The sequence below is a fragment of the Pseudomonas japonica genome (genome assembly GCF_900188455.1).
GTDB classification, from domain to species: Bacteria; Pseudomonadota; Gammaproteobacteria; order Pseudomonadales; family Pseudomonadaceae; genus Aquipseudomonas; species Aquipseudomonas japonica.
Genome location: NZ_FZOL01000002.1, coordinates 350,046 through 373,014, shown reverse-complemented (window position 1 = coordinate 373,014; position 22,969 = coordinate 350,046). Strand labels below are relative to the sequence as shown.

Below are 22,969 nucleotides of genomic sequence, written 5' to 3'. Positions count from 1 at the left end.
CGCTTTGCGGTCCTTTCGCGGGCAAGCCGCGCTCCTACGAGAGAGCATCGACCAACTCGCGTAGGAGCGTGGCTTGCCCGCGAAAGGACTGCAAAGCAGTCCCCAATTCCCACTCCAATGGTCAGCTATAGGTCGCCTCCCGCCCCCGTTCCATGTTTAACTTGAACGCTTGTTCAAATTAAAACGCTGGTCCGCTGCCGGTGTTCAACAGGAGGATCTGCCTTTGCTGAACCCGTTCAACCCCGCCATTCCCCTGTCCTGCGGGGGGCCTTCGCGATGAATGGCCCGTCCCGGATGCGCATGAACCCCCCGGTCTTCTACTTCGCCGCCAGCTTTATCCTGCTGTTCGCCCTGGTAGTCATCTTCAATCCGCAGGCCGCTGGCGAATGGCTGCTGGCCGCGCAGAACTGGGCGGCGCATACCGTTGGCTGGTACTACATGCTGGCCATGACCCTGTACCTGGTGTTCGTGGTGGTCACCGCGCTCTCCGGCTACGGCAAGATCAAGCTCGGCGCCGACCATGACCAGCCCGAGTTCAGCTACCTGTCCTGGGCCGGCATGCTGTTCGCCGCCGGGATCAGCATCACCCTGTTCTTCTTCTGCGTCTCCGAACCGCTGACCCACCTGATGCAGCCGCCCCAGGGCGAAGCCGGCACGGTGGAAGCCGGGCGCCAGGCGATGCAGGTGCTGTTCCTGCACTGGGGCCTGCACGGCTGGGGCGTGTTCGCCTTCGTCGGCATGGCCCTGGCCTATTTCGCCTACCGCCACAACCTGCCGCTGGCCCTGCGCTCGGCGTTGTATCCGCTGATCGGCAAGCGCATCAACGGGCCGATCGGTTACGCGGTGGACGGTTTCGGCATCATTGCCACGGTGTTCGGGCTCGGTGCCGACATGGGCTTCGGCGTACTGCATCTCAACTCCGGGCTCGACTACCTGTTCGGTGTCGCCCACACCCAATGGGTCCAGGTGCTGCTGATCGCCCTGATGATGGGCGCGGCGGTCATGGTGGCGGTGGCCGGGGTGGAGAAGGGCGTGCGGGTGATGTCCGATATCAACCTGTTCCTGGCCTGCGCGCTGCTGTTGTTCGTGCTGTTCGCCGGCCCCACCCAGCACCTGTTCAACACCCTGATCCAGAACCTCGGCGACTACCTCGCCGTGCTGCCACGCAAGAGCTTTGATGTCTACGCCTACGACGGCGCCAACGACTGGCTGGGCAACTGGACGGTGTTCTACTGGGCCTGGTGGATCGCCTGGGCGCCGTTCGTGGGGTTGTTCATCGCACGGATTTCCCGTGGCCGGACCATTCGTGAATTCGTCTTCGGTGTGCTGCTGATCCCGCTGGGCTTCACCCTGGCGTGGATGTCGATCTTCGGCAACAGCGCCCTGACCCAGGTGCTCGATCACGGCATGAGCGCGCTGGCCGACTCGGCCGTGCAGAACCCGTCGATGACCCTGTACCTGCTGCTGGAAACCTATCCGTGGAGCAAGGCGGTGATCGCCATCACGGTGTTCATCAGCTTCGTGTTCTTCGTCACCTCGGCCGACTCCGGCACCGTGGTCCTCTCGACCCTTTCGGCCAAGGGCGGCGGCACCGACGAGGACGGGCCGAACTGGCTGCGGGTGTTCTGGGGCGTGATGACCGCGCTGGTCACCAGCGGTTTGCTGTTCGCCGGCAGCATCGACTCGCTGAAGTCGGCGGTGGTGCTGACGTCGCTACCGTTCTCGGTGATCCTGCTGGCGATGATGTGGGGTCTGCACAAGGCGTTCTACCTGGAGTCGCAGCGGCGGATTGCGCAGATGCACTCGCTGGCGCCGCTCACCAGTTCGCGCCGTGGCAAGAGTGGCTGGCGCCAGCGCCTGAGCCAGGCGGTGCATTTCCCTTCGCGGGATGAGGTGTATCGCTTCATGGACGCCGTGGTGCGCCCGGCGATCGCCGAGGTGACCGAGGTCTACGCGGAGAAGGGTCTGAGCGTCATCACCCAGGAAGACCCGAGCCACGACAACGTCAGCCTGAAGATCGGCCATGGCGAGGAGCAGCCGTTCCTCTACCAGGTGCAGATGCGCGGTTACTTCACGCCGTCGTTCGCGCTGGCCGGGCTGGGCACGCAGGAGCCGAAGAACCGCCGCTACTACCGCGCCGAAGTGCACCTGGCGGAAGGTAGTCAGGATTACGACCTGATGGGCTACAGCAAGGAGCAGATCATCAACGACATCCTCGACCAGTACGAGCGGCATTTGCAGTATCTGCATCTGGTGCGGTGATCTCGCAAGAGCGAAGCGGCCCCTTGTAGGAGCTGGCTTGTCGTGTGACGAACCACTGCGAAGGACCGCGCAGCGGTCCCAGACCTCACTGCTATCTGGGACCGCAGCGCGGTCCTTCGCAGGCAAGCCAGCTCCTACAGGGCCTTGTGCCAGTTCCCACAAGGGCCGTGTCGTGTTTCAGGCACTTTCCCGGCCGATCACCTGACACTCCAGCAGATTCAGGTGCTCGGCGTCCCCCTCCAGCACTCCCAGCCGCTGCAGCACCCGCGTCGCCGCCAGCACGCCCATCTGCAACGCCGGCGGCTTCACCGTGGTCAGCCCGGGCATCAGCATCCCGGCGAATGGATAATCGCCAAACCCCATCACCGCGCAGTCCTCGGGGATCTTCCAGCCCGCACGCTGCCCGGCGAGCAAGGCGCCCGCCGCGAGGTTGTCGTTGGCGAAGATGATCGCTTCGGGCCGTGGTTGCGCGGCCATCAAGGCCAGCATCGCCTGCTTGCCCGCCTCGAAGGGCGCCAGATCCGCTTCGGGCGCGAATACCCGCGGCTCACCGCCCAGCGCGGTCAGTGTCTCGCTATAGCCATCGCGGCGCTCCAGGGCGCTGAAGTCGCCCGCCGCGCTGTTCTGCACGAAAGCGATGCGCCGATAGCCCTTGCCGTGCAGATAGCGGGTGGCGGCGACGCCCACCTCATGGTGGGAAAAACCGATCTGGATGGGGCCTCGCTCGGGTCGGTAATCCCAGGTCTCCACCAGCGGGATGTCCGCCTCGGCCAGCATCTTTTCCGTGGCCGGGCTGTGAAAGTGACTGGTCAGCACCAGCGCCGCCGGCGACCAGCCGAGAAACGCCCGCACGGCGCTTTCTTCCTGATCGCTGGAGAAGTAGCTGGACGCCAGCAACAGCTGGTAGCCGTGGCGCGTGAGGGTGTCGCTGAAGCCCTGGATGGTGTCGGCGAAGATCGGCCCGGAAATGTTGGGGATGACCATGCCGACGATGCGCCCCCGCGCCGAGGCCAGTCCACCCGCCACCAGGTTGGGCACATAGCCCAGCTCCGCCACCACCGCGGCGATCCGCTCGCGACGCTCCGGCGACACCTGCTCCGGCTGGTTGAAGTAACGCGACACGGTGATCGCCGAAACCCCGGCGGCCCGCGCCACTGCCTGGAGGGTGACGCGGCCGGCCCCGCGGCGTTTGCGTGTCGGGACTTTCTCATCGCTCACGGTGCACATCCTTACAAACTGAAAGGCATATAAAAGTAATTTTTCATTATTGGACGATCTATTCGAGCGCCGCCGATACTGGCGATGTTAGCGCTAACAAAATGGTTTGTCTGCTACTCGCACGAGCGAATGCCCAAGGACCCCGCGCTGACGTTTCTTCAGGCGCCGCGATCGCTGATTGCGGTGGACAGGGCATTCATCGAGTAGCGCAACCATGTTCCATACCGCAATTTCACCCTTGGCCAAGGCCATCCGTCGTCAACGCCTGAGTCTCGGCCTGGTCGCCCTGAGCGCCTTGCCGCTGGCGCCGGCCATGGCCGCCGATACGGCCCCCGCCGTGCAGGGCGACAGCCCGACCCTCAAGGCCGTCACGGTCACCGCCACCCGCCGCGAAGCATCGCTGCAACAGGTGCCGGTCGCGGTGTCGGTGGTGGATGGCGAGCAGTTGGAGCGGGAGAACCGCAACAGCGTGGCGAGCATCGTTCAGCAGGTGCCGAGCCTGAACTTCCGCACCGGTGCGTCGAACAAGGACACCTCGCTGTTCATCCGCGGCGTCGGCACCATCTCCACGTCGCCGGGCGTCGAGCCCACCGTGGCGACGGTGATCGATGGCGTGGTCTTCGGTCGCCCGGGGCAGTCGACCCTCGACCTGCTGGATATCGAGCGCCTGGAAGTGCTGCGCGGTCCCCAGGGCACGCTGTTCGGCAAGAACGCCTCGGCCGGGGTGCTGAACATCACCACGCGCAATCCGACAGAAGAAACCCACGGCTTCGCCGAGCAGTCCTACTACAGCGGCAACGAAAGCCGCACCCGTTTCGGCATCGGCGGCAGCCTGGTTCCGAATACCCTGAAGGGCTCCATCAGCACGCTGTTCGGCAGTTACGACGGCAACGTCGACAACAAGGCCAACGGCCAGGAGGTCAACGGCTACAACCGCAAGGGCGTGCGCGGCAAGCTGGTGTTCACTCCCAGCGACGATCTCAGCCTGACGCTGGCCGCCGACTACCTGAAGTCCCGCGACGACGCGCCCAACGGCGTGGTCGCCAGGTCGTTGCTGCCGGCCTTCTCCAGTGCCCTGGCGCCGGTGCGCGCCGACAGCGACAACCGCGATATCGTCAGCGACTACCGCAGCCATGTCGACGACACCAACAAAGGCCTCTCGGCCACCCTCGACTGGACCCTGGGTGACCACACCCTGACCTCGATCACCGCCTGGCGCGGCTGGGACAACACCCAATGGCAGGACGGCGATCGCCTGGCAACCATCAGCGCCGCCTTCCCCGGCATCGAGGACAAGGGCGAGCTGGAGTACAACCAGTACTCCCAGGAACTGCGCCTGGCCTCGCCGAAAGGCCAGTTCGTCGAGTACGTCGGCGGCCTGTTCTACATGCACGGCAAGGACGAGGAAACCTATCGCCGTACCCTCAAGACCACCACCGTCACCCAGCAGGGCATCGCCGACTACAGCACCACCAACGACAGCTATGCGGTGTTCGGCGAGAGCACCCTCAACTTCACCGAGCGTTTCCGTGGCATCGCCGGCCTGCGCTGGACTCACGACGACCTCGAATACGACCACCGCCGTGTTTCCACCTCGACGGTGGCGGTCAACGGCATCCAGCCGGGCACCCGCAGTTCCGGCTCGGTGGACGAGGATGGCTGGTCCGGGCGTCTAGGTGTGCAGTACGACCTCAGCGACGACATCACCAGCTACCTGACCTACTCCCGCGGCTACAAGGGCCCGGCCTACAACGTGTTCTTCAACATGCAGCCGCGTGACACCGACGCGCTCAAGCCGGAAACCTCCAACAGCTGGGAGGCCGGGCTCAAGGCCAGCCTGTGGAACAACCGCCTGACCACGAACCTCGCGGTGTTCCACACCGAATACGAGAACTACCAGGCCAACTTCTTCGACAGCGTCGCCGGTCAGGTGGTGACCCGCCTGATCAACGCCGGCTCGGTGAAGAGCGAAGGCGTCGAACTGGACTTCGCCCTGCAGGCCACGTCGCAACTGAAACTCTCCGGTGCCCTGGCCTACACCAAGGCGCGCATCGACGAGTTCGCCTGCCCGGCGGGCGCCGCCGCGTCGTGCAACGTCAATGGCAAGCCGCTGCCGTACAGCCCGGACTGGAAGAGCTACGTGCGCGCCGACTACAGCATCCCGCTGGACAACGGTCTGGACATCGAGCTGGGCACGGACTTCAGCTGGCAGAGCAAGGTGCAGTACGACATTTCCCAGAACATCAACACGATTCAGGGCGCCTACGGCCTGTGGAATGCCAGCGTCGCCCTGGCGGACTACAACGAAGGCTGGCGTGTGGCGCTGCTGGCGAAAAACCTTGCGGACAAATCCTACTCACCCCTCCTGGCCACCGGCGGTAACTACGTCTACCGCGCCGTTGCGCGCGACGACGAGCGTTACTTCGGCATCCAGCTGCGCAAGGACTTCTGACATGAGCAACAGCCCACGGCAAATGAGCCTCGGTGCTTTCTTGATGGCCACTGGGCATCACGTCGCCGCCTGGCGCCACCCTGATGTTCCGGCCAATGCCGGACTGGATATCCAGCACTACAAACAGCTGGCAAGGATCGCCGAAGACGCCTGTTTCGATGCGTTGTTCGTCGCCGACAGCGTTGCTGCCGCGGAAGGGCAAATTGCCAGCAGGATGGCCCGTTCCGACCACTTCGAACCCTTGACCCTGTTATCGGCGCTCAGCGCGGTCACGGAGCGCATCGGATTGGTGGCCACAGCTACTACAACGTACAACGAGCCATACCATGTAGCACGCAAGTTCGCTTCACTTGATCATCTGTCGGGAGGGCGGGCGGGGTGGAATCTGGTGACGTCCGATGCGGCCGCCGAAGCGCTGAATTTTGGCCTCAATACTCATGTAGGCCACGCGGAACGCTATGCCAGAGCCCGTGAGTTTCATGAGGTGGTAGTCGGCTTGTGGGACAGCTGGGCCGACGATGCCTTCATTCGGGACAAGAAAACCGGTACGTACTACAAGCCAGAATCAGTACGATTGATCAATCATGATGGCGAACACTTCAAAGTGCGCGGTCCTTTGAATGTAGCTCGCACCCCGCAAGGTCGCCCGGTGGTGGTTCAGGCGGGATCGTCGCCGGCTGGCCTCGATCTCGCCGCGCGCACCGCCGACGTGGTGTTCATCGCGCAAACCTCGCTGGCGGCAGCCCAGGCCTTCTACGCCGATCTCAAGGGGCGGCTGGCCGCTTACGGGCGTGATCGCGAGTCGCTGAAGATCATGCCGGGGGTGTTCGTGGTGACCGGCCAAAGCCAGGCCGAAGCCGAGGATAAATTCGCGGTGTTTCAGCAATTGGTCGAACCGGAGGTGGGTATCGCCCTACTCGGGCGGATGCTGGGCAACTTCGATCTGTCGGGTTATCCACAGGACGGTCCGCTGCCGTCGCTACCCCTGACCGACAGCGGTCAGCGCAGCCGTCAGCAGTTGCTCAGCGACCTGGCCGAGCGGGAGAACCTCAACCTGGCCCAGCTTGGTCGGCGTATCGCCGGTGGGCGCGGGCATCACAGCCTGATCGGCACGCCAGCGCAGATCGCCGATCAGTTGCAGGAATGGTTCGAGAACGACGCCGCCGACGGCTTCAACGTACTGGTGCCACACCTGCCGGGCGGCCTGGAAGACGTGGCGCGTCACGTCGTGCCGGAATTGCAGCGGCGCGGACTGTTTCGTCGTCACTACAGCGGCAGCACCCTGCGCGAACACCTGGGCCTGAGCCGGCCGAACAATCCCTACTTCTCCTGAGGAACACGCCATGGCCTATGTCGCCGCGGAAAATCGCTACACCTCCATGCCCTACCGTCGTGTCGGCCGCAGCGGGCTGGTGCTGCCGGCCCTGTCCCTGGGCCTGTGGCACAACTTCGGCGACAGCACGCCGCTGGGCGATCAGCGCGCGCTGCTGCGCACCGCCTTCGACCTGGGCATCAACCACTTCGACCTGGCCAACAACTATGGTCCGCCCTACGGCAGCGCCGAGAGCAATTTCGGTCGCCTGCTGCGCGAAGACTTCAAGGGCTATCGCGATGAGCTGATCATCTCCAGCAAAGCGGGTTGGGACATGTGGCCGGGGCCTTACGGACAGGGCGGGGGATCGCGCAAGTACATCCTCGCCAGCCTCGACCAGAGTCTGGCGCGGCTGGGGTTGGACTATGTGGATATCTTCTATTCGCACCGCTTCGACCCGGACACGCCGCTGGAAGAGACCGCCGGCGCGCTGGCCACGGCGGTGCAGCAGGGCAAGGCGCTGTATGTCGGCATCTCCTCCTATTCCGGGAGCAAGACCCGGGAAATCGCCCGTCTGCTGCAGGCGTGGAAGGTACCCCTGCTGATCCATCAGCCGGCGTACAACCTGCTCAATCGCTGGGTGGAAAAGGATCTGCTGGCGGTCACCGATGAAACGGGTGCCGGGGTGATCGCATTCACCCCGCTGGCCCAGGGGCTGTTGACCGACAAGTACCTGAATGGCGTGCCCGCGGATGCGCGGGTCAACAAGCCGGGTGGCGGATCGCTGCTGCCGGCGCATCTGTCCGAGGCCAACCTGGCCCATGTCCGCGCACTCGATGAGATCGCCCGTGCGCGCGGACAGAGCCTGGCGCAACTGGCCCTGGCCTGGACGCTGCGTGATGCGCGGGTGACCTCGGCGCTGATCGGTGCCAGCCGGCCGGCGCAGATCGTCGAGAACGTCGCCGCGCTGGACAACCTTGTCTTCACGGCCGAGGAACTGGCGGCGATCGACCGGCATGCGGTCGAGGGCGGCATCAACCTCTGGGCAAAGCCCTCGCTGGCGGAGTGACCCATGAACGCAGTCGCAGTGTTGAGCGCCGGCCTGGCCCTGCTGGGCCTGGCGACGGTGGCGGTGGCCGACCCGCAGGAATTGCGCATCGGCTATCAGAAGGGCTCCATTGCCCTGGTCCTGGCCAAGGAGCATGGCTTGCTGGAGAAGCGCTTCGGCCAGACCAGGGTGCAATGGATCGAATTCCCGGCGGGGCCGCAGATGCTGGAGGCGTTGAACATCGGCAGCCTCGACGTCGGTTCCACCGGCGATATCCCGCCGCTGTTCGCCCAGGCGGCGGGGGCGGACCTGGTGTATGTCGGCGCCGAACCGGCCAAGCCGTCGGCCGAGGTGATCCTGGTGAAAGAAGACAGCGCGCTGCGCCAGGTGACTGACCTGAAGGGGCGCAAGGTCGCGCTGCAGAAGGGTTCGAGTTCGCACAATCTGGTGCTGCGTGCGTTGAACAAGGCGGGGTTGGATTTCAAGGATATCCAGCCGGTCTACCTCAGTCCGGCGGATGCGCGGGCGGCCTTCGAGCATGGCAGCGTGGAGGCCTGGGCGGTCTGGGATCCCTACGTGTCGCTGGCCCTGAGTGAAGGTCACAGCCGCAAACTGGTCGATGGCGAAGGGCTGGGACTGTCCGGGCCGGTCTATACCGCGCGCAGGGCTTATGCGGCGCAGAACGGCGAGTTTATCCACAGCCTGCTGAACGAACTGACCGCCGCCGAGGACCTGACCCGCAGTGATCGGGCGCAAAGCCTGAAGGTATTGAGCGCGTCGATGGGGCTGCCGGAAGCCGTCGTGGCCGGCTATGTGGATAACCGTCCGGCATCACCGATATTGCCGATCACGGACGCGGTGATCGCGGCGCAGCAGGCGACGGCGGACCTGTTCTACGAGAACCGCTTGTTGCCGAAGCGGTTGGAGGTGCGCAGGGCGGTGCCTTGACGCTCAATCCAGATGACAGTGGCACAACTGGTTCATGCGCGTGTGAACCAGTTTTCCACGGCCGGGATTGGTCCGGACCGAGCCCGAACTCTGAATCGCATAGGTGATGCCCTCCAGCCGGGACAGTTCGGCGATACCGGCGGCGATGAATTGCCTCAGGCTGCTATCGGCCTGTTTGATCTCCTGATAAAGCTCTGGCCGCCCGTCGATAAGGACCACGATATCCTCCACGTCCTTGTGATAGGGATCGCCATTGCCTCGGCCAGTGAAGGCTTCCAGCTTGCTTGCGAGGAAATGGGCCGGTTGAAAGATGCGAATCTGCTGGCCGCGTGCAAGGGTGGTGGTTACCGCATGCGCCAGCCCTTCGATGAACCAGCGATTTGCGTAACCCAATATCGCCGGGTCGGAAGGCATTACATCGACGATGGTTCCGTGGTACCGGAATCGGCAGTTCACCTCGTCTTCTCCGGTAATCTTGAAGCCCCGCTGTGCCAGGCGCTCGACAAGGCGATGCCAGTCAGCGATACCTGCCAGTTCGACCACCAGATCGACGTCATCGGTGAAGCGGATGTCATCCATGACCGCATCGTCCGTTACCAGCATCGCGGTGGTGCAGCCTCCGACGAAGGCAAGCTCCCTGCGCAACGTCTCTCCCAGCCCGTCTGCGACCAATTCGATCAACTCATGGTTGTGTAAAGCATTCCCGCCCATCTACCCCAGCCCCATTGCTGATTTGAGAAGAGTGACTGCAACACTGGTTTCCCGCGGTCCACCCACGCGGATTGCATCAACCAGCGCGAGGTAATGGTAGAGCGTCGAATCCTGCTGCACGGCGAAGGGGACGGTCTTGTACAAGGGCTCAATCGCTTGTCCGCGCGTGGTTCCGGCGGGGTCGGGCCAGACATGAAGCAGCTCGCCGGCGCTTTTCAGGCTTTTCGACAAAGCTGGGGCTGAAAATGCCGTGGGAATACCCCGAACGATGGCGCCGGCTTTTACCGGAAAGAAGTATTTCAGCGCGTGTTCGGCGATGTGGAACAGCGCTCGGCGGTTCACCTCGGGGCGGTTGCTTTCGAAATCGTCCATGAGCAGACCGGCATCACGGCAGCGTGCCAATGAGTTGGAAATTTCGCTCTTGCTCAGTCCCAGTGACGCAGACAGGGCTCGCAGGGTGTAGTGCTCGGCGCCGGGCACGGGAGTCGTTTGCGTCGAGACACCTGCCTCCTGGAGGCTGAGCATCTTGAAGAGCAGCACGATGTCTTGGCTTTTCATGACAATTGGCTCTGTTCTGTCCACGGTCCATAAAATGTGGACAGAATTCGCACAACTGAATTTGCTCGTCAAGGAGCCCAGGTGCGCGTCCTTCAGGCAGGCGACCAGGCGACAACGAAAAAGGGCCCTGACATCACGTCAGAGCCCTGTTCCCAAGTAACCTGAGACCACCAAAAACACGATAAGTTTCACAGTAAAATCAATAAGTTAGAAATATGTGTCGCACTCGTGTTACTCGTCGGATTTCCGTTGTCAGCCTCACGCGCGGGACGCAGGATCGGCCCCGTCATCCCTTTGAGGCTCTCGTATGAAGTACTCCTCGATTCTTCTGTTGTCCCTCAGCCTGCTCAGTGGCGTTGCCAGCGCGGGCGGCACCACCGAAGCCGGTATTGGCGGCGCATTGGGTGGGGTATTGGGCTCGGTGGTCGGCCAGTCGATCGGTGGCAGCACCGGTTCGGCGATCGGTGCCGGCCTCGGTGGCGCAGCCGGCAGTGCTGTCGGCGCCGACAAACGCAGCCGCGGCGAAGCGGCCATCGGCGGCGCCCTCGGTGCAGCCGGCGGCAACGTGGTCGGGCGCAGCATGGGCGGTACTACCGGCAGCCTGATCGGCGCCGCCGCCGGTGGTGGCGCGGGCGGTGCGCTGGGCAACTACATGGGCAACAAGGCCGACGACGACGATCGCCGCTACCGCGATCGCGGCCGTGGCTACGACCGCCGCTATGTCCACGACCGTGGTCACCACTATGGGCATCGCAAGCACAAGCGTCACTGGCGCGACTGAGTGACCGCCCCGCATTCCGTTCCGCCGAGGGGCGGAATGCGGGAAAGCCCCCACACTCCCTGTAACCAATTGCTTATCAAGCTAAACGCCATCACACCATTGGCTTAAGCCATACACCTACGTCTCCCGCCTTCTCCTAATCCTGGCCGGAATCCCCCGGTGCGCAGTGCATAAAGCGTTTCAGTCGGCAATCCTGTCGAAGTGGTCAGCGCAGTCCCGCATCGTTTTGCCAAGTCACTTTTATGACTGCCCGGTCGGCTTAAGGGGCGTCCCGATTTTGACGTCAAATCACTACCGCTACCATGCGAAGCCTTCACAGAAGGACGGTGGGCGTAAGGGATGCGAATGCACGTAGGTATCGGGATAGGGATCGTTCTGTGCGCCGCCGCGATGTTCGCCGCACTGCCTTGGCTGAATGTTGCCGGGCTGCTGCTGATCGCCGCCTGTGCGGTGTTTCTCGCACCGCGCAAGGCCGTCTCGACGATTGCCCCGCACACCGAGGAAAGCCTCCCCAGCGAACCTCAGCTCCATGCCCTCGAACGACTGCTGCCGGCCGTGCTGCCGTCCTGGACCGACAGCCTGCAGCAGAGCCGCCGTTTACTGTCCGACAACATCGGTGGCCTGCTCGGCCGCTTCACCGATATCAGCCAGCGCCTCCAGGCCAGCCTCGACCAGAGCGACGACGTCCTCACCAGCGGTGGCCTCGGCGAGAACCTGCGCCAGGCCAACCAGCGCCTGCAAGGGGTGACCGAAGCCTTCGCCGCCGGCAGCCGTCGTCAGCAGGAATTCCTCGCCACCATCGACCACCTCGGCGGCTACACCGGCGAGCTGCAGCAGATGGCCCGGCACGTCCAGGAAATCGCCAGCCAGACCAACCTGCTGGCCCTCAACGCCGCCATCGAGGCGGCCCGCGCCGGCGAGTTCGGTCGCGGCTTCGCCGTGGTCGCCGATGAAGTGCGCAAGCTCTCGCGGCTGTCGGCGGAAACCGGCCAGTCGATGGACAGCAAGGTCGGCGAGATCAACCTGGCGATCCAGTCCAGTATCGAAGCCGCCAACCAGCTCGGAGCCGAGGAACAGCAGAACCTGGCCCGCCTGGAACAGGTGCTCGGCGAGGTGATCAGCGGCCTGGGCAGCAACCTCGACGAACTCGACGCGGCCTCGCGCGGCCTGCAGGACAACGCCCGCTCGACCCAGGGCGATATCCACGCGGTGATGGTCGCCCTGCAGTTCCAGGACCGTGCCGACCAGATGCTCGACCACCTGCAGACCGACCTGCGGCAATTGCTCGACGCCATCGAGCACCGCGACCAGCGCCTGCACGACGCCCAGGCCTGGCTCGCGCGCCTGCGCGAGCGCTTCACCACCAGCGAAGAGCGCGCCGGCCACAGCCAGGCCGCGACCGCCAGCGACGTCACCTTTTTCTAACTGCCGAGGGCCCTGACATGGCCAAGACCATCCTGATCGTCGACGACTCCGCTTCCATGCGCCAACTGGTGAAAATCAGCCTCAACGGCACCGGCCACCAGGTCATCGAGGCCTGCGACGGCCGCGATGCGCTGAGCAAGCTCACCGGACAGAAAATCAACCTGATCATCAGTGACGTGAACATGCCCAACCTCGATGGCATTGGCCTGGTCAAGGCGGTCAAGGCCAGGCCCGAGTACCGCTTCACGCCGATCATGATGCTCACCACCGAAAGCGAACAGGCGAAGAAGGCCGAAGGCCAGGCCGCCGGGGCCAAGGCCTGGATCGTCAAACCGTTCCAGCCGCAGCAGTTGCTGGCGGCGGTCGAAAAGCTGATCGGCTGATGGCCACCGTCACGCTGCATCCGGCCAGCGACCTGCACCCCGCGCGACTGGACGTGCGCGGCGACCTGACCATCTACGAAGCCAGCGACACCCGCCAGGCACTGCTCGCGCTGCTGGCGCTGGACCCGGGGCCCTGGGCCCTGGACCTCGGCGCTGTGGACGAACTCGACAGCGCCGGCCTGCAACTGCTGCTGTCGCTGCAGAAGACCCTGGTGCAGGGCGCGCATGTCATCGAGTTGCCCGCGCAAGGCCGTGCGCTGGTACGGCTGCTGCGCCTCGATTCCCTTTACCCGGTCGGCGCCGCGGGCGTCGGCGAGGAATGAGCGATGTTCGATAGCGATCAGTGGGCGCAACTGCTGCAAGGCTTTCTCGAAGAAGCGCGCGACCTGCTCAAGGAAGCCGAAGACAACCTGCTGCGCCTTGAGCAGACCAGCGACGACGGCGAGGCGATCAACGCGCTGTTCCGCGCGGTGCACACCCTCAAGGGCTCGGCGGGGATCTTCTCTCTGGAACCCTTGGTCGCCCTGGCCCATCAACTGGAAAACCAGCTCATGGGCGTGCGCGATGGCCAGCGCCAGCTGACCCCGGCGCTGGTGTCGCTGATGCTGCAATGCATGGACGAGCTCAACGGCATGGTCGAGAGCATCGACCCGCGGCACGGCTCCCTGGCCCCGCATACGCCGCGTCAGAGTGAACTGCTCCTGGCCCTCGGTGGCACCGTCGCGGACAGCGGCGAAGCGGTCGCACAGGTGACCGAGGCAGCAGGCGAGATCAACGAGTGGTTCCTGTCGATTCGCTTCGACAACGAACTGCTGCGCAACGGCTTCGAGCCCAGCAGCTTCCTGCGCTATCTCGACCGTCTGGGCCGTATCGAGTCGTTGCAGACCCTCGCCTGGGCCGTGCCGGACCTTCATGGCCTCGACGCCGAGGCCTGCTACCTGGGCTACGAGCTGACCCTGCGCAGCACCGCCAGCCGCGAGGAACTGCTGGATGTCTTTGCCCTGGCCGAAGACTTCTGCACCCTGCGCCTTCAGATGCGGGAGGACGACGACACACCGCCGCCAGTCAGCGAAATCCTCGAAACGCAAACGTTGGCGCCTGTTGCGCAAGCACCCGCCACCGCCGCCAGCAGCGAACCGCGCAACGCTCCCGGCAGCAGCATGGTCAAAGTCGCCGCGCACAAGCTCGATGAGTTGATCAACCTGGTCGGCGAGCTGGTCATCAGCACCGCCGGCGCCCACATGCAGTCGCTGCGCAGCGGCTCCACGGCGTGCATCGAGAGCGTCCAGGCGGTGCAGCAGCACGTCGAGCAGATCCGCGAACGCGCGTTGAAGCTGCGCATGGTGGAGATCGGCGAGACCTTCAACCGTTTTCACCGCGTGGTGCGGGATGTCAGCCAGGCGCTGAACAAGCAGATCCAGTTGAGCCTGTCCGGCAGCGACACCGAACTGGACAAGACCCTCATCGATCGCATCGCCGATCCGCTGGTGCACCTGGTGCGCAACGCCATCGACCACGGCATCGAGCCGGCGGACGAGCGTCGCGCCGCCGGCAAGCCGGAGCAGGGCAGCCTGCGCCTGAATGCCTTCCACGACTCGGGGATGATCGTTCTCGAAGTCAGCGACGACGGACGTGGCCTCGACACCGCGCGCATCCGCGAGAAGGCCATTGCCCGCGGCATGCTCGACCCCGACGCGCCGCTCAGCGACCAGGACATTCATCTGCTGATCTTCGAGCCCGGCTTCTCCACTGCCGAGGCGGTGTCCAACCTGTCCGGTCGCGGTGTCGGCATGGACGTGGTGCGCAGCGCCATCGACGAGCTGCGCGGGATCATCGAGATCGAATCGCAGCCGGGCCAGGGCTGCACCTTCCGTATCCGCCTGCCGCTGACCCTGGCGATCATCGACGGTTTCCTGGTCAGCATCGGCGGCGATCACTTCGTGATTCCGCTGGACATGGTCACCGAGTGCATGGAGGAGCGCGCGGACGCGCTCGATGCCGGCGGCCACCTGAACCTGCGCGGCAAGCCGCTGCCCAGCGTCGATCTGGGCCGGCATTTCGGCCTGCGCGGCGATCCCTGCGCCCGGCGCAACATCGTCGTGGTCAGCCAGGGACGGCAACAGGCCGGGCTGATCGTCGAGCAGTTGCTGGGCGAGCTGCAGACCGTGATCAAACCGCTGGGGCAGATGTTCCAGCACCTCTCGGGTATCAGCGGGTCGACCATCCTCGGTTCCGGCCAGGTGGCGCTGATCCTCGATATCCCCAGCCTGTTCCGTCAATTGCAGCACCGCGCCGAGAGTGAGCCACGCCTCGTCGCCCCCTTGAGCCTGCCCAGCCTTTCCGGAGAGTCACCATGCAAATGATCAGCAACATGAAGATAGGCGTGCGCCTGACCCTGGGCTTTCTGCTGGTGGTCGCGCTGACCGCCATCATCGGCTTCCTCGGCATCCGCAACCTGAACCAGGTCAACGACCTCTCCGACCGCATGTACGACATGGACGTGGTCGGTCTGAGCACCCTGCAGGAAGCCAATATCCAGCTGCTCACGGCCAACCGTGCGGTGCGCCAGAGCCTGTTGTCCACCACGCTGACCGAGCGTGATGAAGCCGCTCGTGCCGCCCGTGGCGCGATGGAGAAAACCCGCGAGCTGCTGACAGAGGCACGCCAGTATTTCGTGACACGCGAAGGCAGGGCCCAGGTCGAGGCGATCGATGCGCCATTGCAGGAGTACATCACGGTTGCCAATCAGGTGCTGAACACCCATCAGCAGTCCGGACTGTTGCAGCCGGCGACCGAAGCCATGGCCCTGATGCCTCGCAATGTCGCCACGGCCAACGAGGTCGACCGGCTGTTGGGCGAGGTCAGCGACTCCAAGCAGGCGCGGGCCAGCCAGGCCAATGAGGAAATCACCGGCATCGCCGAGAGTTCGCGCTTCCAGATGATCATCCTGGTGGTGGTCGCGACCCTGCTGGGCATGCTGGTCGGGGTGCTGGTCACCCGCAGCATCACCCGGCCGCTGGCGGGCGCGGTGCAGGCCGCCGACCGCATGGCCGCGGGCGACCTGAGTCAGGACCTGGTGGTCGATCGCAAGGACGAGACCGGTCGCCTGCTCGGCGCCATGCAGAACATGACCGAGCGCCTGCGCAGCATCCTCGGCGATGTGCGCAGCTCCGCCGACGCGCTGTCGTCGGCTTCCGAACAGGTCAGCTCGACCTCGCAGTCGCTGAGCCAGGCGGCCAACGAGCAGGCGGCCAGCGTCGAACAGACCAGCGCCTCGGTGGAAGAGATGTCCGCCTCGATCGCGCAGAACACCGAGAGCGCCAAGATCACCGATGGCATCGCCGGCAAGGCGGCCAACGACGCCGTGCAGGGCGGCGGCGCGGTGGGCGATACGGTGCTGGCGATGAAACAGATCGCCGACAAGATCGGCATCATCGACGACATCGCCTACCAGACCAACCTGCTGGCGCTCAACGCGGCGATCGAGGCCGCCCGCGCCGGTGATCACGGCAAGGGCTTCGCGGTGGTCGCCGCCGAGGTGCGCAAGCTCGCCGAGCGCAGCCAGGTGGCGGCCCAGGAGATCGGCCAGGTGGCGTCCAGCAGCGTGCAACTGGCCGAGCAGGCCGGGCAACTGCTTGGCGAAATCGTGCCGAACATCCAGCGCACCTCCGATCTGGTCCAGGAGATCACCGCGGCTTCGCAGGAGCAGAGCAGCGCCGCCGGACAGATCAATATCGCCATGGGCCAGATGAACCAGATCACCCAGCAGAACGCCTCCGCCTCCGAGGAACTGGCGGCCACCGCCGAAGAGATGAACGCCCAGGCCAGCCAGTTGCAGGAACTGATCGGTTACTTCCGCTTCGAACAAGGCACGGTCGTCCCGCGTCCGTCGCGCACCGGCGACAGCCTGCCGGCACCGGCACGCCCCGGGCCGAAGGCGCTGATCGATGAAGGCCAGTTCGTCAGCTTCACTTGAGCGAGATCGCCATGAGCCAACCGCAACGAATCGAGGCGCAAGCCGACGCCATCCAGCACCTGAGCTTTCGCGTGCGCGATGCGGGCTATGCGCTGCCCATCGCGCTGGTGCGCGAGATCATCGAATACGCCGAGGTCACCCGGGTACCGATGATGCCGGCCTACATCCATGGCGTGCTCAACCTGCGCGGCAACGTGGTGCCGGTGCTCGACCTGGCCGCGCGCTTCGGCCTGAGCCTGACCGCGCCGGGCAACCGGACCTGCATCGTCATCATCGAACTGGCGCTGGGCGATGGCTTGCAGCGCATCGGCCTGGTGGTGGACGAGGTGGACGAAGTGCTGGAGATCGAACCGCGGCAGATCATGCCGGCGCCGGCCTTCGGCACGGCGATCCGTTCCGACTTCATCGCCGGCATGGCCCAGCAGGCGCAGGAATTCCTGATCATTCTCAACATGCTGCAAGTGCTGTCGCTGGACGATATCCGTCACCTCAGCCAGGCGGCCAAGGCCCACTGACATGTCCGCCATGCCCTCGTTGCCGGTGCTCGGCGAACAGAACTTTCGCCAGCTGCAGCAACTGATGCGCGATGCCTCTGGCATCCACCTGTCGAACAACAAGCGCTCGCTGGTGGCCGGGCGCTTGCTCAAGCGCCTGCGTCACCACCAGCTGGACAGCTACGACGACTACCTCAATTGCCTGGCGTACCCGCAGTACGCCCGCGAGCGACGGCTGGTGGTCGACCTGCTGACCACCAACGAAACCTACTTCTTTCGCGAGTACGCCCACTTCGAATTTCTCGGCCAGTGGCTGAGCAAGCGTGGCGGACCGCTGCGCCTGTGGAGCGCGGCCTGTTCGTCGGGAGAAGAGCCCTACAGCCTGGCCATGACCGCCGCCGAGTTCGCCCGTGGCAACGAGTGGTCGATACTGGCCAGTGACCTCAGCCAAAGCATGCTGGAACTCGCCGAACTGGGCATCTACGACCTGGCCCAGGCGCGCTATTTCCCCGAGGGCTGGTTGCACCGCCATTGCCTGTGCGGGATCGACGACATGCAGGGGCGCATGCGCGTGCAGGGCTGGTTGCGCAACAAGGTGCAGTTGCGCGAGATCAACGTCATCCAGCCAATGCCGGAGAGCCTGGGTCAGTTCGACGTGATCTTCCTGCGCAACCTGCTGATCTATTTCGACACGGCGCAGAAGCAGCGCATCGTGCGCAACCTGGTCGAGCGCCTGCGCCCGGGTGGGCTGCTGTTCATCGGCCACGCCGAAAGCATCCACGGTTTCGACCTGCCGCTGCGCCCGGTGCGGCCTTCGGTATTCGAGCGCGTATGATCCAGCGCTGCACACCGATCCGTGTATTCATCGTCGACGACTCGGCCCTGGTCCGTCAGGTGTTCGGGCAGTTCCTCGGCAACCACCCAGGTATCCAGGTGGTCGGCATGGCCGCCGACCCGCTGTATGCGATCGAGAAGATGCGCCGTGACTGGCCCGATGTGCTGGTCCTCGATGTCGAAATGCCGCGCATGGACGGCCTGACCTTCCTGCGCCAGATCATGGCCGAGCGACCGACCCCGACCATCATCTGTTCGACCCTCACCGAGGCCGGCAACGACCTCGATGTCGAAGCCCTGGCCGCCGGTGCGGTCGGCGTTTTCACCAAGGCGAAGCTGGGCTTGAAGCAGAGCCTGGAGAATATCGCCGGCGATCTGGTGCGCTGCATCGAGGCGGCGGCGAAAACCCGACCCGTGGCACGTCACGTCCTGCCCGCGGCGGAAAAAAAAGAACTGCCGTCCGCCCCGGCGCTGCGCCAAACCACCGACCGAATCGTTACACTTGGCTGTTCGACCGGCGGTACCCAGGCGCTGGAGTTCGTCTTGCGGCAATTGCCGCCCGACTGTCCCGGCCTGGTCATCGTTCAGCACATGCCGGAGAGGTTCACCGCCGATTTCGCGCGTCGTCTCAACGGCCTGTGCCAGATCGAAGTGCGCGAGGCCAGGCATCTGGATCGCGTGCACACCGGGCTCGCCTTGCTGGCGCCTGGTGGCCTGCACATGCAGCTCAAGCGCAGCGGTGCCCACTACCTGGTCGAAGTGCTCGACGGCCCCGCCGTCAACCGACACAAGCCCTCGGTCGATGTCCTGTTCCGTTCCGCCGCTCGCCATGCCGGCAGCAATGCCCTGGGCATCATCATGACCGGCATGGGCGACGATGGAGCCCGTGGCCTCCTGGCCATGCGCGAACAGGGTGCCAGCACCGTGGCCCAGGACGAGGCCAGCTGCGTGGTGTTCGGCATGCCCAAGGAAGCCATTCGCCTCGGCGCGGCCCAGACCATCGAGCCGTTGAATCGCCTGCCGGCACTGATCAACCAGTTCTGCGTCAGCGCCCGCAATGGCTGAGCATTTCCAGGTCAGACCACCCCCTTCGACGCCCTGTTCGCGACACCGCTGAGCGGTGCGCGAGATGCAGGCTTTCCCACCGTCATGGAGCAACACCCCGCAGCGACGATCTGTTCACCAAAACTCATGCGACACGGGCTCAAACCTATGCTTTGCCGATTACTGATTGCCGACGACTCGCCCCTGTTCCGCGCAGGCCTGCGAGCGTTGCTCGAACAAAAACAAGAATATGTCGTGGTCGGAGAGGCGGGCGATACGGTGACCGCCGTCGAGCTGGCCGAGACGCTGAAGCCGGACATCATCCTGCTGGATATCGGCCTCGGCACGCTGACCGGCGAAGAGCTGTTGCGCGAGCTCTACCTGCGGGTGCCGGCCTGCACCGTACTGATGCTGTCATCGCGTTCGGAGCTGGAGTTCGTCATGCACTGCCTGCAGCAGGGCGCGCATGGCTTCCTGCTCAAGAGCGCGACGGTGCAGGAGCTGGAACTGGCCTTGCAGTCGTTGCGCGGAGGAGGGCAGTACCTGTCGTCGGCGGTGCTGCCGCTGGTGATCGGCCAGGCGGTGAAGCAGAATCGCCGGCGACCGCAGGTCAGCGCGGCGATGCAGCTCACCGCGCGGCAACTGGAAATCCTCCGGCTGATCGCGCGCGGCGAGTCGACCCGTTCCATCGCCGATGGCCTGGGCCTGAGCGTGAAGACCGTCGAGGCCCATCGCTCGCAGATCATGCACCGCCTGCAGATTCACGATGTGCCGGGGCTGGTGCTGTTCGCCGTGCGCGAGGGGATCATCCGCCTCAACGACTGAGGCTCAGCCGCGCAGGACCTCCAACGCGGTCAGCAGGCGTTCCGGCAGTACCGCCGGCTGGCCCGAGTGGCGTTCGACGAACACCTGCACCAGCCGACCCACCGCGCAGGGTTGCTCCTGGCCGACCTGGAACAGGGCGAGGGCATATTCCACCGAACTGCCGGCGAGGCGCTCGACCCGTACACCGATCTGCAACAGGTCGGGAAAGGCGGCCGAGGCGTAGAAGTCGCAGCTGGAACTGACCACGAAACCGACGACCTCGCCGTCCTGCGGATCGAGGCCTGCCTGCTCGATCAGGCAGGCCTGGAGTGCCGTGTCGAAGAAGCCGTAGACCGTGGCGCTGCCGATCTGGCCGTTGAGGTCGTTGTCCTGCCAGCGGCTGGAGAGCGGATGCAGGTAGGGGAAATGCGGGCGCAGTGGCGGGTTGGACATCAGGCTTATCCTTGAAGGGGCGGAGCGGCGAAGTTTCCCATGGGAACCGAGCATAATCTCACTTCGCCACCAGATAGAAATGCCAGTTGTGCCTTTCCGGCATCGGGCCTCCAATACCCACGTCGGTATCCGCCGACCCAACTGGAGGATCTGTTATGGCTATTGTGGTTGACGATTTCGAAGACCTGCCGGTGCAAGTCCATGGTACGCGCATCGTTCGTCCGGCCTTTACCCTCACGGTTCCTTCCGGTACCGGGACGGAGCTCGAAGCAGTGCAGAACCCGAGTGGCCTCACCAAAGGGGTCTGGGTCAAATTCAAGTGGGGCACTCACTTTGGCGAGAGCGACGACATGACCGTCACGCTCCACGGCTCGGATGCGAAGCGGGTCACCTTCGTGAATTTCCGCAGTGAAGTGGGTGATCCCTGCCGGTTCTACGATGCCGCCGGCAAACTGCTGGGCACTGCGGCGCTTCCGGTGGGCTCGTTGACGCCGGTGGTCTGCGCCAGCAGCGAAGGGGCGATCAAGAAGATCGAGGTGTCGGTCGCCGGAGGGCCTGGGGCCAGCATTCTTTTCGATGATTTCACCATCGAGTCTGCCTGAGGGCGGGCTCATGAACGACAAAAGCCCCGGCTCTTGCGAGGCGGGGCTTTTGTCATGGCGCTGTCAGCTTACAGCTGAGGACCAGCAGCCTTGATTGCGTCGGAAACTTCGAACTTCTTGAAGTTTTCGATGAACAGCGAGGCCAGGCCTTTCGCTGCTTCGTCGTAGGCAGCCTGGTCAGCCCAGGTGGTGCGCGGGTTCAGCAGTTCGGTATCGACGCCTGGAACGGCCTTCGGCACGTCCAGGTTGATGATGCCCAGGTGCTCGGTCTCGGCACCGATCAGCGCACCGCTCTGGATCGCGGCGATCACGGCACGGGTGGTCGGGATGCTGAAGCGCTTGCCAACGCCGTAGCCACCGCCGGTCCAGCCGGTGTTGACCAGGTAGACCTTGGAGCCGAAGCCCTTGATGCGCTTGATCAGCAGTTCGGCGTACTCGCCGGCCGGACGCGGGAAGAACGGTGCGCCGAAGCAGGTGGAGAAGGTCGACTTGATGCCGCCGCCGGAACCCATTTCGGTGGAACCGACCAGCGCGGTGTAGCCGGACAGGAAGTGGTAGGCCGCCTGCTCGTTGTTCAGAATCGATACCGGAGGCAGAACGCCGGTCAGGTCGCAGGTCAGGAAGATGACCGCATTCGGCTCGCCGCCCAGGTTCTTCTCGGAACGCTTCTCGACGTGCTCCAGCGGGTACGCGGCGCGGCTGTTCTGGGTCAGGCTGCCATCGGCGTAGTCGGCGTGCTTGGCGTCGTCGAGGACGACGTTTTCCAGCACCGCACCGTGCTTGATGGCTTTCCAGATGACCGGCTCGTTCTTCTCGGACAGGTCGATGCACTTGGCGTAGCAGCCGCCTTCGATGTTGAACACGACGCCTTCGCCCCAGCCGTGTTCGTCGTCACCGATCAGGTAACGGCTTTCGTCGGCCGACAGGGTGGTCTTGCCGGTGCCGGACAGACCGAAGAACAGGGTTACATCGCCTTCTTCGCCGATGTTGGCGGCGCAGTGCATCGGCAGCACGTCGGCGGCCGGCAGCAGGAAGTTCTGCACCGAGAACATGGCTTTCTTCATCTCACCGGCGTAGCGCATGCCGGCGATCAGGACCTTCTTCTGGGCGAAGTTGAGGATGACGCAGCCGTCGGAGTTGGTGCCGTCACGCTCTGGCACGCACTCGAAGTTGGCGACGTTCAGCACTTGCCACTCTTGGCGGCCAGCCGGGTTGTACTGGGCCGGGTTGATGAACAGGCAACGGCCGAACAGGTTCTGCCAGGCGGTCTGGGTGGTCATCTTGACGGCCAGGTAGTGCTCTTCGGCAGCACCTACGTGGACGTGGGAAACGAAGTGTTCCTGGGCGTTGTTGAACGCCTCGACACGGGCCCACAGGGCGTCGAACTTGTCAGCGGGGAATTTGCGGTTGATCGGGCCCCAGGCGATGGCGTCCTGGGTGCTCGGCTCTTCGACGATGAAACGGTCAACCGGCGAACGACCGGTGCGGTGACCGGTTTTCACGACCAGCGCGCCAGTGTCGGCCAGTTCGCCTTCACCGCGGTTCAGTGCTTCTTTTACCAGCTCGTCGACGCTCAGATCGGTGAACACGGCGTTGTTGGCTTGCGTCATGAGATTCCCCATCCGGCCCGGTGGCCGAGTGCTCCAAACGATTTGTAGTAGATC

At 64.4% G+C, this 22,969-nt stretch carries 20 protein-coding genes and 1 pseudogene; 16 read left to right on the top strand and 5 right to left on the bottom strand.

Annotated elements, in window-relative coordinates; genetic code table 11:
• The first annotated feature begins 300 nt into the window (after positions 1-300).
• Positions 301-2,262: a choline transporter BetT gene (betT, locus tag CHB99_RS03955; RefSeq protein WP_084702522.1), complete on the top strand. Its 1,962-nt coding sequence runs from the start codon at positions 301-303 to the stop codon at positions 2,260-2,262.
• Positions 2,263-2,439: 177 nt separating this feature from the next.
• Here the strand turns inward: betT and CHB99_RS03950 are convergent, their stop codons facing one another.
• Positions 2,440-3,489 (bottom strand): LacI family DNA-binding transcriptional regulator, encoded by a 1,050-nt coding sequence (locus CHB99_RS03950; RefSeq protein ID WP_377698696.1) that lies wholly within the window; start codon positions 3,487-3,489, stop codon positions 2,440-2,442.
• A 304-nt stretch (positions 3,490-3,793) separates the two neighbouring features.
• Here CHB99_RS03950 and CHB99_RS03945 point away from each other — a divergent pair, with 304 nt between their 5' ends.
• The 4 genes from CHB99_RS03945 to CHB99_RS03930 are packed head-to-tail and all read left to right on the top strand — an operon-like array spanning position 3,794 to position 9,240.
• Positions 3,794-5,932: a TonB-dependent receptor gene (locus CHB99_RS03945; RefSeq protein ID WP_245655575.1), complete on the top strand. Its 2,139-nt coding sequence runs from the start codon at positions 3,794-3,796 to the stop codon at positions 5,930-5,932.
• Position 5,933: 1 nt separating this feature from the next.
• Positions 5,934-7,265 (top strand): LLM class flavin-dependent oxidoreductase, encoded by a 1,332-nt coding sequence (locus tag CHB99_RS03940; protein WP_042121460.1) that lies wholly within the window; start codon positions 5,934-5,936, stop codon positions 7,263-7,265.
• A gap of 10 nt (positions 7,266-7,275) precedes the next feature.
• A complete protein-coding gene (gene mgrA / locus CHB99_RS03935) occupies positions 7,276-8,313 on the top strand; it encodes an L-glyceraldehyde 3-phosphate reductase (RefSeq protein ID WP_042121458.1) in 1,038 nt (345 codons plus the stop codon).
• A gap of 3 nt (positions 8,314-8,316) precedes the next feature.
• A complete protein-coding gene (locus CHB99_RS03930) occupies positions 8,317-9,240 on the top strand; it encodes a sulfonate ABC transporter substrate-binding protein (protein ID WP_042121456.1) in 924 nt (307 codons plus the stop codon).
• 3 nt (positions 9,241-9,243) lie between these two features.
• Here the strand turns inward: CHB99_RS03930 and CHB99_RS03925 are convergent, their stop codons facing one another.
• Positions 9,244-9,951, bottom strand: a complete 708-nt coding sequence (locus CHB99_RS03925; RefSeq protein ID WP_042121454.1) for a hypothetical protein — start codon at positions 9,949-9,951, stop codon at positions 9,244-9,246.
• Positions 9,952-10,419: pseudogene (locus tag CHB99_RS03920) on the bottom strand (MarR family transcriptional regulator); the annotation flags it as partial.
• A gap of 397 nt (positions 10,420-10,816) precedes the next feature.
• Between CHB99_RS03920 and CHB99_RS03915 the strand changes: the two are divergent.
• From CHB99_RS03915 to CHB99_RS03870, 10 genes are all read left to right on the top strand, one after another.
• Positions 10,817-11,290 (top strand): glycine zipper domain-containing protein, encoded by a 474-nt coding sequence (locus CHB99_RS03915; protein ID WP_042121450.1) that lies wholly within the window; start codon positions 10,817-10,819, stop codon positions 11,288-11,290.
• A 339-nt stretch (positions 11,291-11,629) separates the two neighbouring features.
• A complete protein-coding gene (locus tag CHB99_RS03910; protein WP_042121448.1) occupies positions 11,630-12,715 on the top strand; it encodes a methyl-accepting chemotaxis protein in 1,086 nt (361 codons plus the stop codon).
• 17 nt (positions 12,716-12,732) lie between these two features.
• Positions 12,733-13,098, top strand: a complete 366-nt coding sequence (locus CHB99_RS03905) for a response regulator (protein WP_042121446.1) — start codon at positions 12,733-12,735, stop codon at positions 13,096-13,098.
• Positions 13,098-13,421: an STAS domain-containing protein gene (locus CHB99_RS03900; protein WP_042121444.1), complete on the top strand. Its 324-nt coding sequence runs from the start codon at positions 13,098-13,100 to the stop codon at positions 13,419-13,421. The genes CHB99_RS03905 and CHB99_RS03900 overlap by 1 nt, the downstream gene beginning before the upstream one ends.
• A 3-nt stretch (positions 13,422-13,424) precedes the next feature.
• Positions 13,425-15,461 (top strand): chemotaxis protein CheA, encoded by a 2,037-nt coding sequence (locus tag CHB99_RS03895; RefSeq protein WP_042121442.1) that lies wholly within the window; start codon positions 13,425-13,427, stop codon positions 15,459-15,461.
• Positions 15,452-17,074 (top strand): methyl-accepting chemotaxis protein, encoded by a 1,623-nt coding sequence (locus tag CHB99_RS03890; RefSeq protein WP_042121440.1) that lies wholly within the window; start codon positions 15,452-15,454, stop codon positions 17,072-17,074. Before CHB99_RS03895 ends, CHB99_RS03890 begins: the two co-directional genes overlap by 10 nt.
• 11 nt (positions 17,075-17,085) lie before the next feature.
• Complete coding sequence (locus CHB99_RS03885; protein WP_042121690.1) at positions 17,086-17,589, top strand: chemotaxis protein CheW; 504 nt, start codon at positions 17,086-17,088, stop codon at positions 17,587-17,589.
• Between the two features lies 1 nt (position 17,590).
• A complete protein-coding gene (locus CHB99_RS03880; RefSeq protein ID WP_042121438.1) occupies positions 17,591-18,403 on the top strand; it encodes a CheR family methyltransferase in 813 nt (270 codons plus the stop codon).
• Complete coding sequence (locus CHB99_RS03875; RefSeq protein ID WP_042121435.1) at positions 18,400-19,467, top strand: protein-glutamate methylesterase/protein-glutamine glutaminase; 1,068 nt, start codon at positions 18,400-18,402, stop codon at positions 19,465-19,467. The genes CHB99_RS03880 and CHB99_RS03875 overlap by 4 nt, the downstream gene beginning before the upstream one ends.
• Positions 19,468-19,614: 147 nt before the next feature.
• Entirely contained in the window at positions 19,615-20,271 is a 657-nt protein-coding gene (locus tag CHB99_RS03870) for a response regulator (protein WP_042121434.1), read from the top strand.
• A 3-nt stretch (positions 20,272-20,274) separates the two neighbouring features.
• Here CHB99_RS03870 and CHB99_RS03865 read toward each other — a convergent pair whose 3' ends face one another.
• Entirely contained in the window at positions 20,275-20,703 is a 429-nt protein-coding gene (locus CHB99_RS03865; RefSeq protein ID WP_042121432.1) for an acyl-CoA thioesterase, read from the bottom strand.
• 155 nt (positions 20,704-20,858) lie between these two features.
• Between CHB99_RS03865 and CHB99_RS03860 the strand changes: the two genes are divergently transcribed.
• Positions 20,859-21,305: a hypothetical protein gene (locus CHB99_RS03860; protein ID WP_042121430.1), complete on the top strand. Its 447-nt coding sequence runs from the start codon at positions 20,859-20,861 to the stop codon at positions 21,303-21,305.
• Positions 21,306-21,373: 68 nt separating this feature from the next.
• Here CHB99_RS03860 and CHB99_RS03855 read toward each other — a convergent pair whose 3' ends face one another.
• The gene (locus tag CHB99_RS03855; protein ID WP_042121429.1) at positions 21,374-22,915 is read right to left on the bottom strand and encodes a phosphoenolpyruvate carboxykinase; all 1,542 of its coding nucleotides are present in this window, start codon (positions 22,913-22,915) and stop codon (positions 21,374-21,376) included.
• Positions 22,916-22,969: the final 54 nt, after the last annotated feature.